This is a genomic window from Mycolicibacter virginiensis, assembly GCF_022374935.2.
Taxonomy (GTDB): Bacteria; Actinomycetota; Actinomycetes; order Mycobacteriales; family Mycobacteriaceae; genus Mycobacterium; species Mycobacterium virginiense.
In genome coordinates this window covers 3,476,574-3,489,742 of record NZ_CP092430.2, presented here as the reverse complement: position 1 = coordinate 3,489,742, position 13,169 = coordinate 3,476,574, and the positions used below count along the sequence as shown (strand labels likewise).

Annotated in this window: 12 protein-coding genes; 9 read left to right on the top strand and 3 right to left on the bottom strand. The window is 67.4% G+C overall.

All coding sequences use genetic code 11. The features are described 5' to 3' along the window. The first annotated feature begins 80 nt into the window (after positions 1-80). The 4 genes from MJO54_RS16950 (at position 81) to secA (ending at position 5,141) form a co-directional block, all read left to right on the top strand. A complete protein-coding gene (locus MJO54_RS16950) occupies positions 81-734 on the top strand; it encodes a carboxymuconolactone decarboxylase family protein (protein WP_240175213.1) in 654 nt (217 codons plus the stop codon). 45 nt (positions 735-779) lie between these two features. After that, complete coding sequence (locus MJO54_RS16945) at positions 780-1,427, top strand: ComF family protein (protein ID WP_046286565.1); 648 nt, start codon at positions 780-782, stop codon at positions 1,425-1,427. Between the two features lie 120 nt (positions 1,428-1,547). Next, positions 1,548-2,249 (top strand): ribosome hibernation-promoting factor, HPF/YfiA family, encoded by a 702-nt coding sequence (gene hpf, locus MJO54_RS16940; protein ID WP_240175212.1) that lies wholly within the window; start codon positions 1,548-1,550, stop codon positions 2,247-2,249. Positions 2,250-2,357: 108 nt separating this feature from the next. Then, positions 2,358-5,141 (top strand): preprotein translocase subunit SecA, encoded by a 2,784-nt coding sequence (gene secA / locus MJO54_RS16935; protein ID WP_046286567.1) that lies wholly within the window; start codon positions 2,358-2,360, stop codon positions 5,139-5,141. A gap of 142 nt (positions 5,142-5,283) precedes the next feature. Here the strand turns inward: secA and MJO54_RS16925 are convergent, their stop codons facing one another. Beyond that, a complete protein-coding gene (locus MJO54_RS16925; protein ID WP_275564462.1) occupies positions 5,284-5,826 on the bottom strand; it encodes an Rv3235 family protein in 543 nt (180 codons plus the stop codon). Between the two features lie 203 nt (positions 5,827-6,029). On the opposite strand from MJO54_RS16925, the gene MJO54_RS16920 reads away from it, so the two are divergent. The 5 genes from MJO54_RS16920 to MJO54_RS16900 all read left to right on the top strand — a co-directional run bounded on the left by MJO54_RS16920 (position 6,030) and on the right by MJO54_RS16900 (position 11,389). After that, positions 6,030-7,424 (top strand): WS/DGAT/MGAT family O-acyltransferase, encoded by a 1,395-nt coding sequence (locus MJO54_RS16920; RefSeq protein WP_046286569.1) that lies wholly within the window; start codon positions 6,030-6,032, stop codon positions 7,422-7,424. Further along, complete coding sequence (ppk2, locus tag MJO54_RS16915) at positions 7,421-8,251, top strand: polyphosphate kinase 2 (RefSeq protein WP_064888033.1); 831 nt, start codon at positions 7,421-7,423, stop codon at positions 8,249-8,251. The genes MJO54_RS16920 and ppk2 overlap by 4 nt, the downstream gene beginning before the upstream one ends. Positions 8,252-8,324: 73 nt before the next feature. Beyond that, on the top strand, positions 8,325-8,834 hold the full coding sequence (locus MJO54_RS16910) for a DUF6912 family protein (protein ID WP_240175211.1): 510 nt from the start codon (positions 8,325-8,327) through the stop codon (positions 8,832-8,834). A 67-nt stretch (positions 8,835-8,901) separates the two neighbouring features. Further along, a complete protein-coding gene (locus MJO54_RS16905; RefSeq protein WP_240175210.1) occupies positions 8,902-10,047 on the top strand; it encodes a ferredoxin reductase in 1,146 nt (381 codons plus the stop codon). A gap of 82 nt (positions 10,048-10,129) precedes the next feature. After that, positions 10,130-11,389, top strand: coding sequence for a fatty acid desaturase family protein (locus tag MJO54_RS16900; protein WP_046284938.1), 1,260 nt, complete (start codon positions 10,130-10,132; stop codon positions 11,387-11,389). A 108-nt stretch (positions 11,390-11,497) separates the two neighbouring features. On the opposite strand, the gene MJO54_RS16895 is transcribed toward MJO54_RS16900, so the two are convergent. Both MJO54_RS16895 and MJO54_RS16890 read right to left on the bottom strand, forming a co-directional pair. Then, complete coding sequence (locus MJO54_RS16895) at positions 11,498-12,745, bottom strand: PPE family protein (RefSeq protein ID WP_046284937.1); 1,248 nt, start codon at positions 12,743-12,745, stop codon at positions 11,498-11,500. Positions 12,746-12,760: 15 nt separating this feature from the next. Beyond that, positions 12,761-13,060 (bottom strand): PE family protein, encoded by a 300-nt coding sequence (locus MJO54_RS16890; RefSeq protein WP_046284936.1) that lies wholly within the window; start codon positions 13,058-13,060, stop codon positions 12,761-12,763. Between the last annotated feature and the right edge of the window lie 109 nt (positions 13,061-13,169).

Below are 13,169 nucleotides of genomic sequence, written 5' to 3'. Positions count from 1 at the left end.
TGTTGACTAAATGCCCCTTGACGCCGAGGTACGACATACCGTAGTAGCGGTCCGCCGTGCGGGCCGGAAAGGACACCGCCATGCCCAGACTCCGCGAGATCCCGCGCGCCGAAGTGACCGACGAGCAGATCTTGTTCTTCTATGACCGACTGTTCGGCGCGGGCGTCGACCCCGTGTGCTGTGCTGCGCCAACCGGCCACCGCACCATCCACGGGACACCGGGGGACTGGTGGACGGTGTTCGCCCAGGCGCCACAGGTGTTCTCCCACGCCGTGCGGGGATTTGCCCTGTATCGCAACGCCTCGCTGGACCCGCTGCTGCGCGAGCTCGGTCAGGCCCGTGCCGGCTATGCGCGCGGCAGCCAGTTCGTCTTCTCCCAGCACTGCAAACAGATGCGTTCGTTGGGTATGTCCGAGGAGAAGATCGCCGCGTTGCCGTCCTGGCAGGTCAGCGACCTCTTCTCCGGGCTTGAGCGCGCAGTGCTGGCTTACACCGATGCGCTGGTCTACGACGGCGGCCGGGTGGCCGACGAGATCTTTGCGGTGCTGCAGGCGCACCTGTCCGATCGCGAAATCATGGAGCTGACCTACATCACCTGCATGTATGACATGCACGCCACCATCTGCCGTGCGCTGCGGTTGGAGTTCGACGACCGCCCGGAGGCGATCGCCGAGGTCCAGGTGCCCGAGGGTGTCGCGGTAGCCGACCTGTCGGCGGACCTGGCCGGGTACTGACCGCAGCCAGGTCCCGTTGTCGTACCCCCGGGGAAGCATCGGTGTGTGCTTGACGCGGTGCTTCCCCTGCAGTGCGGCGGCTGCGGTAGACCCGGGACCCGATGGTGCGCCGTCTGCGCCGCGCAGCTGGCGGTCGGGCCCGACGAACCGCGGGTGATCGCCCCGCGGCTGGATCCGCAGGTCCCGGTGTTCGCGCTGGGTCGCTACGCCGGGGCCCGCCGGCAGGCGATCGTCGCGGTCAAGGAACGCGGCCGCAGCGACCTCGTCGCTCCGCTGGCGTCGGCGTTGGGGGCGGCGCTGCAGCGGCTGCTGTGCTGGCAGGTGGTGGAACTGCCGCTGACGATCATCCCGGCGCCCACCCGGCGCAGCGCCGCTCGGCGGCGCGGGGGCGATCCGGTCACGCGCATCGCCGCGGCCGTCGCCGCGTGCCACCCCGGCGTGACGGTCGCGCCGGCGTTGCGGATGCGGGCGCTGACCCGCGACTCGGTCGGTCTGGGCAGCGCCGCCCGGGAACGCAACATCGCGGGCCGAGTCCTGCTGCGTCGGGGTGGGCTGACGCATCTCTCCGCAGCGGGCGATGTCCTGATCGTCGACGACGTCGTGACTACCGGGGCCACCCTGGCCGAGTCGGTGCGGGTGCTGCGTCAGGCCCGGCTGCCGGTTTCTGCCGCAGTCGTAATCGCATCGGTATGAGACGGCTGTCAAATGGGTGCGCCAAACCGGTGGCATGTATCCGGCGGCATGGCTACGGTCGTCATCAAGGGCGGGGGGACCTTGAAGGAACGTGGTCGAGACGACAGGAGAGTGTCGAGCATGGCAAATCAATTTGTGGAAACCAGCGCGGCGTCAGTCGACGTGGAGGAGCGGCCCGACCAGTCGGGCGCGGAGATTGTGGTCAAGGGCCGTAACGTTGAGATTCCAGACCATTTCCGGGTTTACGTCGCGCAGAAGCTGGCCCGCGTGGAGCGGTTGGACCGCTCGATTCGCCTGTTCGATGTCGAGCTCAAGCACGCCAATAATCGACGCCAGCGAAAATCCTGCCAGCAGATCGACATCACCGCGCACGGCCGCGGCCCGGTGGTCCGCGGGGAGGCCCGCGCCGACAGTTTCTATGCCGCGTTCGAGGCTGCGATCGACCGCCTGGAGAGCCGGCTGCGCCGCGACAAGGGCCGCCGCAACGTCTCCTACGGCGACAAGACGCCGCTGTCGGTAGCCGAGGCCACCGGTGTCACCAACTTGGACCCAGAGTTCCTCGCCGCCGCATTCAACCGGGACGGCACGGCCGAACCCGACCACCGCGAGGCGAATGCGCACAGTGACGGCCACGAGCATGAGCCTGGCCGGATCGTGCGCACCAAAGAACACACCGCGACGCCCATGTCGGTCGACGACGCGCTCTACGAGATGGAGCTCGTCGGCCACGATTTCTTCCTGTTCCAGGACAAGGAGACCGACCAGGCGTCGGTGGTCTACCGACGGCACGCCTACGACTACGGCTTGATTCGTCTGGTCTGAGCACGGCCTTGGCGGAGCTGCGTTGGCAGCGCATTGCCGCCCTTGGCAACGGTGTCACCTACCATGGGTGACGCTCGTAATGCCGAAGACTGAGTAGGGGACATAGCCGTGCTGTCCAAGTTGCTGCGTTTTGGTGAAGGCCGCATGGTCAAACGGCTCCGAAAGGTCGCGGACTACATCGACACCCTCTCCGGGGACGTCGAAGCGCTTACCGACGCGGAGCTGCGGGCCAAGACCGACGAATTCCGTCAGCGGCACGCCGACGGCGAATCCCTTGACGACCTGCTGCCCGAGGCGTTCGCGGTAGCCCGTGAGGCGGCGTGGCGGGTGTTGACCCAGCGGCCGTTCCACGTGCAGTTGATGGGTGGCGCGGCACTGCATTACGGCAACGTCGCCGAGATGAAGACCGGTGAGGGCAAGACCCTGACCTGTGTGCTTCCGGCGTACCTCAACGCGATCTCCGGCAAGGGCGTGCACGTCGTCACGGTCAACGACTACCTGGCCAAGCGCGACAGTGAGTGGATGGGCCGCGTGCACCGCTTCCTCGGCCTGGAGGTCGGGGTGATCCTGTCGCAGATGACCCCGGACGAACGGCGCGTTGCCTACAACGCCGATGTCACCTACGGCACCAACAACGAATTCGGCTTCGACTACCTGCGCGACAACATGGCGCACTCGCTGGAACAGCTCGTGCAGCGCCCGCACAACTTCGCCATCGTCGACGAGGTCGACTCCATCCTGATCGACGAGGCCCGCACCCCGTTGATCATCTCCGGGCCTGCTGACGGCAGCTCCAACTGGTACTCCGAGTTCGCCCGGATCGTGCCGCTGATGGAGAAAGACGTCCACTACGAAGTGGACCTGCGCAAGCGCACCATCGGCGTGCACGAGCTCGGGGTGGAGTTCGTCGAGGATCAGCTCGGCATCGAGAACCTCTACGAGGCCGCCAACTCCCCGCTGGTCAGCTACCTCAACAACGCGCTGAAGGCCAAGGAGCTGTTCAACCGCGACAAGGACTACATCGTCCGCAACGGCGAGGTCTTCATCGTCGACGAGTTCACCGGCCGCGTGCTGGTGGGTCGGCGCTACAACGAGGGCATGCACCAGGCCATCGAGGCCAAGGAGCGGGTGGAGATCAAGGCCGAGAACCAGACCCTGGCCACCATCACGCTGCAGAACTATTTCCGGCTCTACGACAAGCTCGCCGGCATGACCGGTACCGCCGAGACCGAAGCTGCCGAGCTGCACGAGATCTACAAGCTGGGCGTGGTGCCGATCCCGACCAACAAGCCGATGGCGCGCATCGACCAGATCGACCTCATCTACAAGACCGAGGAGGCCAAGTTCCTCGCGGTCGTCGATGACGTCGCTGAGCGCTACGAAAAGGGCCAGCCGGTGCTGATCGGCACCACCAGCGTGGAGCGCTCGGAGTATCTGTCCAAGCAGCTGACCAAGCGCCGCGTCCCGCACAACGTCCTCAACGCCAAGCAGCATGAGCGCGAGGCGCACATCATCGCCGAGGCGGGCCGGCGCGGCGCCGTCACGGTGGCCACCAACATGGCCGGTCGCGGTACCGACATCGTGCTCGGCGGCAACGTCGACTTCCTGGCCGATCAGCGGCTGCGCGGTCAGGGCCTGGACCCGGTCGAGACCCCGGACGAGTACGAGGCCGCCTGGGATGCGGCGCTGCGCGAGATCAAGGCGGAGGCGGCCGCCGAGGCCGAGGAAGTGATCGAGGCCGGCGGTCTTTACGTGCTGGGCACCGAGCGGCACGAGTCGCGGCGTATCGACAACCAGCTGCGTGGCCGTTCCGGCCGTCAAGGTGACCCGGGCGAGTCACGGTTCTACCTGTCGCTGGGCGACGAGCTGATGCGACGGTTCAACGGTGCGGCACTGGAATCGCTGCTGACCCGGCTGAACCTGCCCGATGACGTGCCGATCGAGGCCAAGATGGTCACCCGGGCGATCAAGAGCGCCCAGACCCAGGTCGAGCAGCAGAACTTCGAGATCCGCAAGAACGTCCTGAAGTACGACGAGGTGATGAACCAGCAGCGCAAGGTGATTTACGCCGAGCGCCGGCGCATCCTCGACGGCGAGAACCTGGCCGAGCAGGCCCACGACATGCTCGTCGATGTGATCACCGCCTACGTCGACGGTGCCACCGGTGAGGGCTACGCCGAAGACTGGGACCTTGAGCAGCTGTGGACGGCGCTGAAGACCCTGTACCCGGTCGGGATCGACTACCACGAGCTGCTGCACGCCGACGACATCGGCGAGGCCGACGACCTGACTCGCGAGGAACTGCTCGAGGCGCTGCTCGCCGACGCCGAGAACTCCTACGCGGTGCGGGAAGCCCAGGTCGACGAGACCGCCGGGGCCGGCGCGATGCGGGAGCTGGAACGCGGTGTGCTGCTGAGCGTTCTCGACCGCAAGTGGCGCGAGCACCTCTACGAGATGGACTACCTCAAGGAGGGCATCGGACTGCGGGCGATGGCGCAGCGTGACCCCCTGGTCGAGTACCAGCGGGAAGGCTTCGACATGTTCCGCGGCATGCTCGACGGGCTCAAGGAGGAGTCGGTCGGCTTCCTGTTCAACGTCGCCGTCGAGGCCGTCCCGAAGCAGACGGTGGCGCCGGTGGATGCCCCCGAGGGGTTGGCGGAGTTCGGGTTGCGCGCCAAGGGAATCGACGGCGCCAACGGTGCTGACGGCGCCGACGGTGCGGCCGGGCTGACCTATTCGGGCCCCGACGAGGACGGCTCCGCGCAGGTGCGGCGCTCCGGTGACCTGCAACCCGCGGGAGCTAACCCTTCCCAGTCGCGCCGGGAGCGGCGCGAAGCGGCCCGCCGCGAAGGCCGGGGATCGCGGCTGCCGAAGGTGCCGCGCAAGAGCTGAGGCGTAGGCCTCAGCCGATGGCGCCGACCCGTCCCCCGCAAGCGGGCGGTACCCCCAGCGCGTGGCTTCGCCGCGCTTGCGATCGGCGCTAGCCGATGGCGCCGACCCGCAGCGCGTGGCTTCGCCGCGCTTGCGATCGGCGCTAGCCGATGTGCAGTGCGACGATCCGCCAATCCGGGCCTTTTCCGCCGATGCCGGGGCCGGGGATGGACTCGACGCGGCAGGCCAGTGCATGCGTGCGTCGTCCGCGCCGGTAGGTGCCGAAAACCTCGACCGCGCTGGCCGGTTCGCCTGAACCTGCCGGTTGCACGCGTACTCGCTGCAGGGTGGCCGGCTGAACCTGGCCCGCCGGTGGCGTTGGGCGAGCCGACACCACCGAGTTGGCCAGTCCGGCGGCAAGCAGCGGCTGCAGATGCGTCGACGGCCGGCGCCCGTCCATCACTTCCAGGACCCGGCGCAGCGCGGCGTCGGCGAACACCGCGGCCGACCGCAGCGGTGCCGGTAACACTTTGCGCGCCGGTCGATCGGGTCGCGTCCTGGGGGGATGCCCGGGGCGGGGCCGGACCGACGGCGCCGACGCGGGCGGGTGCGCGGGCCGGCTCGGCATGGCCGGGCGGGCAGGCGGTTCGTAGTCGAGCATCGGCGCGACGGTCGAGCGCGGGGGCGAAGTGGGATCGATGGGCACGGCAGCTCTCCAAGGTCGGTCCGGGCGGCGGGCCTGCTGGAGAGTGGCAGGGCGTGTGCGGCGATCATCGCACAATCGTGGCTGCGGCGTATCCGCGTGCGGCGCCGCCCAGTGGCGGGCTACCGTGAGCGGCAGTGTTTTTCTCCGATCCGGGGCTGGTGCGGTGCCCGGCCGGATCGAGCCAGCAGGGAGGACGGGCCACGATGGTGAACCGGCTATCGGCGTCGGAAGCCTCTTTCTACCGGCTGGAGAACACCACGACGCCGATGTATGTGCAGTCGCTGTTCATTCTGCGAAACCCCCGGGGCGGGCTGGGCTACGACAAACTGCTGGAGACCATCGAGCAGCGGTTGCCGCAGATCCCGCGCTACCGGCAGAAGATCCGCGAAGTCACCATGAGCCTGGCCCGCCCAGTCTGGGTGGACGACCACGAGTTCGACATCACCTACCACGTAAGGCATCTCGCGGTACCTTCCCCCGGCAGCGACCGCCAGCTGCACGAGCTGGTCGCGCGGTTGAGTCAACAACCGTTGGATCGCTCGCGTCCGCTGTGGGCGACCTACCTGATCGAGGGGCTGGCCGACAACCGGGTCGCCATCTACATCAAGTCCCATCAAGCGCTGGTCCACGGCATGGCGGCCCCGGCGTTGGGGCACGTCCTGGTCGACCGGACGCAGCGCCCGCCGCCATTCGACGAAGACATCTGGGTGCCGCGCGACGAGCCCGGCGCCGTCGAGTTGGTCCTCGGTGCGGTCGGGGACTGGGTAGCGGCGCCGCGGACCCAACTACAGGCAGTGGGGTCGACGGTCGGCAGCCCGTTGACCTGGGCGGGCCGCAAGGCGTTCGATGCCGTCCGGGCCATCGCGCGCGGCGCGGCCCCGCAGAGCCCGCTCAACACCCAGGTCTCGCAGAACCGCCTGTTCACGGTGGCCCGCGGGTCGCTGGAGGACTACCGCACGGTGCGGGCCCGCTACGACTGTGCCATCAATGATGTGGTGCTCGCCGTCATAACCGGGGCGCTGCGCAACTGGCTGCTGGCCCGCGGCGAACCGGTCGGCTCGACACGCACCGTACGGGCGCTGGCGCCGTTGTCGGTGTATCCCGACCACGAATTCGACTCCGCGGGTCAGCCGATCGGTGCCGTGACGCCGTTCCTGGTGGATCTTCCTGTCGGCGAGCCGAATCCGGTAGTCCGGCTTTCCCAGATCGCCTATGCCACCGAATCGCATCCCACCTCGACCGGGCTGGTGGATGCCCGCACCATTTTGACCGTGGCGGGCTTCGCCCCGCCAACCCTGCACGCGATGGGTGTTCGGGTCGCGACCGCGTTCGCCGGATTCTCCGGGCGGGTGTTCAACCTGCTGATCACCAATGCGCCGGGCACTCAGCGGCAGCTCTATATCTGCGGCGCGAAGCTGCTCGAGACCTACAGTGTGCCCCCGTTGTTGCCCAACAAGGCGCTCACGATCGGCGTCACGTCTTACAACGGCACGCTCTACTTCGGTGTCAATGCCGACCGCAAGGCGATGAGTGACGTAGGAATGGTCTCAGCACTGCTGGACGAGGCGCTGGCCGAACTGCTGGAGGCAGCACAGTGAGCGACGACGAATTCGAAGCCGCCAAGAAGCGGCTCGCCGACGACGTGTACGAGAAGGAATTGCTGCGTCTGCAAAGCGAATTCGTCAAACTTCAGGAATGGGTCCGCGACACCGGCACCCGGGTGGTGGTGATCTTCGAGGGCCGTGACGCCGCCGGTAAGGGCGGTGTCATCAAGCGCATCACCGAATATCTGAGCCCGCGCACGGTGCGGATTGCGGCGCTGCCGGCGCCCACCGAACGCGAACGTGGCCAGTGGTACTTCCAGCGCTATATCGCGCACTTGCCGGCGCGCGGCGAGATCACGCTCTTCGACCGATCCTGGTACAACCGGGCCGGCGTGGAGAAGGTGATGGGCTTCTGTACGCCCGAAGAGCATGAGCAATTCCTCAAGCAGGCGCCGGTTTTCGAGCAGCTGCTGATCGACGACGGAATCCTGTTGCGCAAGTACTGGTTCTCGGTATCCCAGGAAGAGCAGCTGCGCCGGTTCCGTAAGCGGCGCAACGATCCGCTGCGGCAGTGGAAGCTGTCGCCGATGGACCTCGAGGCACTGCACCGCTGGGAGGATTATTCGCGGGCCCGCGACGAGATGATGGCCCGCACCGATACCGCTTCGAGCCCCTGGTATGTGGTCGAGTCAGAAGTCAAGACACACGCCCGGCTGAACATGATGGCGCACCTGCTGGCGTCGATTTCCTATCGCGAGGTGGAGCACCAGCGGGTGGACTTGCCCAAGAAGCCCATCGTCACTGGTTTTTACCAGCGGCCCGACCGCAGTCTCTACCGTTATGTGGACGACTACGCCGCCACGCTGCTGGGCGACGCGTAACGGCTGTGCCTGATGGCCGTGACCCGCGTCGCCCGGCTTCGCCGCGCTCGCGATCACGGCTAAGGTCTGGCTCATGCGGGTTTACATCCCGGCGACGCTAGCCATGCTGGCCCAACTGGTCGCCGACGGTTCTTTGCGTCCGGTCAGCGGGACGGCGTTCGCGGTGACCCCGGCGCTGCGGGAGTCCTACGCCCACGGCGACGACGACGAGCTGGCGGAGGTGGCAATCGGAGAGGCGGCGCTGGCCTCGCTGCGGCTGCTGGCCGGTGCGGACACCGCTTCGGCCGGTGAGAAGTTGCCCACCCGCCGGGCGGTGCTCGTTGCCGAGGTCGAGGGTGCCGCCGTTCGCCCCGATCTAGACGCCGCCGTGGTCCGGTTGGCAGGGCCCGTCGCAATGAGTGACGTGGTCGCGGCGTACGTGGATAACGCTGCGGCTGAGCCCGCCGTGCTTGCGGCATTGGCGGTGATCGACGACGCCGATCTCGGCGACGAGGACGCCGAGCTGACCGTCGGTGACGCCCAGGACCATGACCTGGCGTGGTACGCGACCCAGGAGCTGCCGTTCCTGCTCGACCTGCTCTGATGCCGTCCCGGCGAGGTTACGGTACCGTAGGTTTATCAACCCCCCGGTAACTAGCAGGGAAGTTTTCGTGAGCAAGAAGCGTTCGACGATCGTTGCGCAGATCGGCGACACCAAGCGGCCGACCGCCGCCGGGGCGGACCGTCATCCGGTCTGGAATGCTATGCGCCGCATCGCAACACAGATCACCACTCCGCTTCTGCCGGACGACTACCTGCGCTTGGCCAACCCGTTGTGGTCGGCCCGCGAACTGCGCGGACGGGTGGTAGAGGTCCGGCGCGAAACCGCGGATTCAGCGACGCTGATCATCAAGCCCGGCTGGGGTTTTCAGTTCGACTACCGTGCCGGACAGTACATCGGCATCGGCCTGCTGGTCGACGGACGTTGGCGCTGGCGTTCGTACTCGTTGACATCCGCGCCGGTGACCGGGGCGCGCACCGTCTCCATCACGGTCAAGGCGATGCCGGAGGGCTTTCTGTCCAGTCACCTGGTGGACGGCGTGGCTCCGGGAACCGTGGTGCGGCTGGCCGCGCCGCAAGGGGAGTTCGTGTTGCCCGACCCGGCGCCGGCCACGGTGTTGTTCGTCACCGCCGGATCCGGGATCACGCCGGTCATGGCGATGTTGCGGTCGTTGGCCCGCCGGGGCCCGATCGCCGATGTCGTCCATCTGCACTCGGCGCCCACGGCCGCCGACACGCTGTTCGCCGACGAGCTGGCCGCTCTGGCACGTGACCACCCGGGTTACCGGTTGCTGTTGCGCACCACTCGAGACCAGGGTCGGCTGGAGCTGCGGGGACCGGAAACCCTCGACGTCGAGGTGCCCGACTGGCGCGAGCGTCAGACTTGGGCGTGCGGGCCGGCGGCGATGCTCGGCGACGTCGAACGCGTCTGGGCCGCAGCCGGGATCGCTGACCAACTGCACGTCGAGAGGTTCGCGGTGGCACGCACTGCGCCGGCCGGGGGCGGTGGCACCGTCACCTTCGCGGCCAGTGGCAAGAGCGTGACGGCCGATGCGGCGACGACGCTGCTCGAGGCCGGCGAGAGCGTCGGGGTATCGATGCCGTTCGGATGCCGGATGGGCATCTGCCAGTCGTGCGTGGTCACGCTGGTGGGTGGGCACGTTCGCGATCTGCGGAGCGGCGCCGATCACGAGCCGGGAACCCGGGTGCAGACCTGCGTCAGCACAGCGGTCGGCGATTGCGAACTGGACGCCTGATGATTACCCGCTGGTAACCTACGCGAACGTAGGTTACGATAGCGTAGGTACAGCCGGTAATGCGTTTCCGAGAGGCGGTCTGATGGCGGTAACCGACGTCGAGGTGTTTGCGCATCTCAGCGACGCCGATGTGGCGAACCTCGCCGCAGAGCTGGACGCCATCCGCCGGGACGTCGAGGCCAGTCGCGGGGAGCGCGACGCCCGCTACATCCACCGCACCATCGCCGCCCAGCGGGCGCTCGAGGTGACCGGCCGGGTGCTGCTGGCGGCTGGTAACCGGCGCTGGGCGCGCTGGGCCGGTACCGCCACCCTGGGCGTGGCCAAGATCGTCGAGAACATGGAGATCGGCCACAACGTCATGCACGGGCAGTGGGACTGGATGAACGATCCAGAGATCCACTCCACCGGCTGGGAGTGGGACATGGCCGGTGTCTCCAAGCACTGGCGCTTCACTCACAACTTCGCCCACCACAAGTACACCAACATCCTCGGCATGGATGACGATGTGGGTTATGGCGTAATCCGGGTTACTCGCGACACCCGCTGGCAGCGTTTCAACCTGCTCAACCTGTTCTACAACGCCATGTTGGCGATCGGGTTCGAGTGGGGAGTCGCGTTGCAGCACTTGGAGATCGGCAAGATCTTCAAGGGCCGTGACAGCCGCCAGGCGACCCTGGTCCGGTTGCGGGAGTTCGGCGACAAGGCCGGCCGGCAGGTGTTCAAGGACTACGTGGCGTTTCCGGCCCTGACCTCGCTGTCGCCCGGCGCGACATTCGTCTCGACGGTGAAGGCCAATGCGATCGCCAATGTGATCCGCAACCTGTGGGCCAATGCGATCATCTTCTGCGGTCACTTCCCTGACGGCGCAGAGAAATTCACCAAGACCGACATGGTCGGCGAGTCGCAGGGGCAGTGGTACCTGCGGCAGCTGCTGGGCAGCGCCAACATCGATGCCGGGCAGCCGATGCGGTTCATGAGCGGCAGCCTGTCGCATCAGATCGAACATCACCTGTTCCCCGACCTGCCGAGCAACCGCTACCCGGAGATCGCGGTGCGGGTTCGTGCGGTGTGCGAGAAGTACGACCTGCCCTACACCTCCGGGCCGTTCCTGGTGCAGTACGCCAAGACTTGGCGCACCATCGCCAAACTGTCACTGCCGGACCGCTTTCTGCGCGACTCCGCCGATGACGCACCGGAGACCCGCAGCGAGAAGATGTTCGCCGAGCTGGGGCCGGAATTTACGCGCGTCGATCCGGTGACCGGTCGTCGCCGTGGGCTCAAGAGCGCCATCTCCACGGTGCGTGGCTGGCGTCGCGACAAGAAGGTCGGCCTAGCCGCCTGAGGCCACTGGCGCTCGGTCAGATCCCGCATCGCCAATGCCGCGCCACAACGGATCGTGGCGCGGCATCGGCGAGTGTCACAAGATCAATCGGCCCGACGGCTTGTCCGGTCAGCCGCCAGCCGGTGGCCGGCCGACCATCATCGGCCGGAACCCGTAGCGGGGGGTGCCGAAGGCGCCGAACCCGCCGCGGCCGCCGGCGCCACCGGCACCCGCCATCGGCACCCCGCCTAGGGCACTGTGGCCAGCTTCGCCGGCCGCGACCCCGGCGGAGCTGGCGTAGCTGGCCAGCTGGACCGGGGCAGAGTGGACGGCGGCCGCGGGGAGGGCGGCGGCCCAGGTCGGCGGCACCGAAAGTGGGCCGACCAGCGAGGCGTGCCCGATGGTTCCGGCGGCTGCTCCTGCGACTCCGGCGCCGACGCTCTTGGCCGCGCCTTCAGCTGCCTTGGCGGCGCCTTCGGCGACCTTTTCGACAGCTTTGGTTGCCGGGACCAGCGAATGCGACAGGCCGTCCATGTCCTTGAACGCGGTGGTGAAAAGTCGCATGGGCGACACCATCCGGATGAACATGTCGAATGGGCTCGACGCACTCAGCGTGGGCGATCCGGTCAGGCCCCGCATCAGATCGCCGAGCATGCCGTTGAACGTGATGGTCGATCCGTCCCAAGTGATCGGATTCAGCAGATCTTCGATCAAGTTGGATGCGGCTGGGCCGGCGAGGCTACCGAGCTGACCAGGCAACGTCGAGATCATGGACGCCAGCGTGTCGGCGTCGGTCGCGGTCGCAGTCCCGGCGGCAAGGGCAACGGCGGCCTCCTGGGCTGCCACCCCAGCCGGGTTGACGGTGGGGGCCGGCGCCGTGAACGGCGTCAACTGCGATGCGGCCGCCGATTGTCCGGCATAGCCGTACATGGTGGTGGCGTCCTGCACCCACATCTCACCGTAGGCGGCTTCGGTAGCCGCGATCGCCGGCGTGTTCTGTCCCAGGACATTCGTCGCCATCAACGACATCAACGTCGCGCGGTTGGCCTCGACCACCGCCGGCGGAACCGTCGCGGCGAAAGCCGCATCGTGAGCAGCGGCCGCAGCACCCGCTTGGGCTGCCACCTGCTCAGCCTGGGCGGCGGCCCGGTTGAGCCACTCCAGATGCGGTTCGAACGCCTTAGCCATCGCGGCCGCAGCCGGCCCGTGCCAGTCCGCGCTCAGGTCGGCCAGCACAGTCGAGTAACTGGCAGCCGTGGTGTAGATCTCGGCGCCAAGGGTCTCCCAGGCGCGGGCAGCGGCCCAGAGTGGCGCCGATCCGGCGCCGGAGTACATCAGGGCGGAGTTGATCTCAGGCGGCAGTGTGCCGAAGTCCATTGCGTCGACCTAGCTCTAGGAGACCGCAGCCGCGTTTGCGGCCTCGGTGGCGTCGTAAGAACGAGCGCTGATGTTCAACACCATTTCCAGCATCTGCCGCATGGCCGCGGCTTGGGCGCTGACCTGCTGGTAGAGCTCGGCATGCGCGGCGAAAGTGGTGGCTGTCAGAAGCGACACCGGGTCGGCACCCGCAGGGGTGATCTGGGTGGTGGGGGCAGCCGCCGCTGCGTTTCCGGCTTCCATGTCCGTGGTGATGGCCTGCAGCTCTCGGGCGCTCGCGGCCAGTACCTCCGGCTGTGTAACAACGGTCGACATGTCGATCTCCTTTTCGCCTGCAATCGCATACAGGGACTTGGCAGGAACCTTCCAGGACATTGCCAGGATAGGGAGAGGCTTGTCGGTCTGAAAAGCGCTGACACTTGTT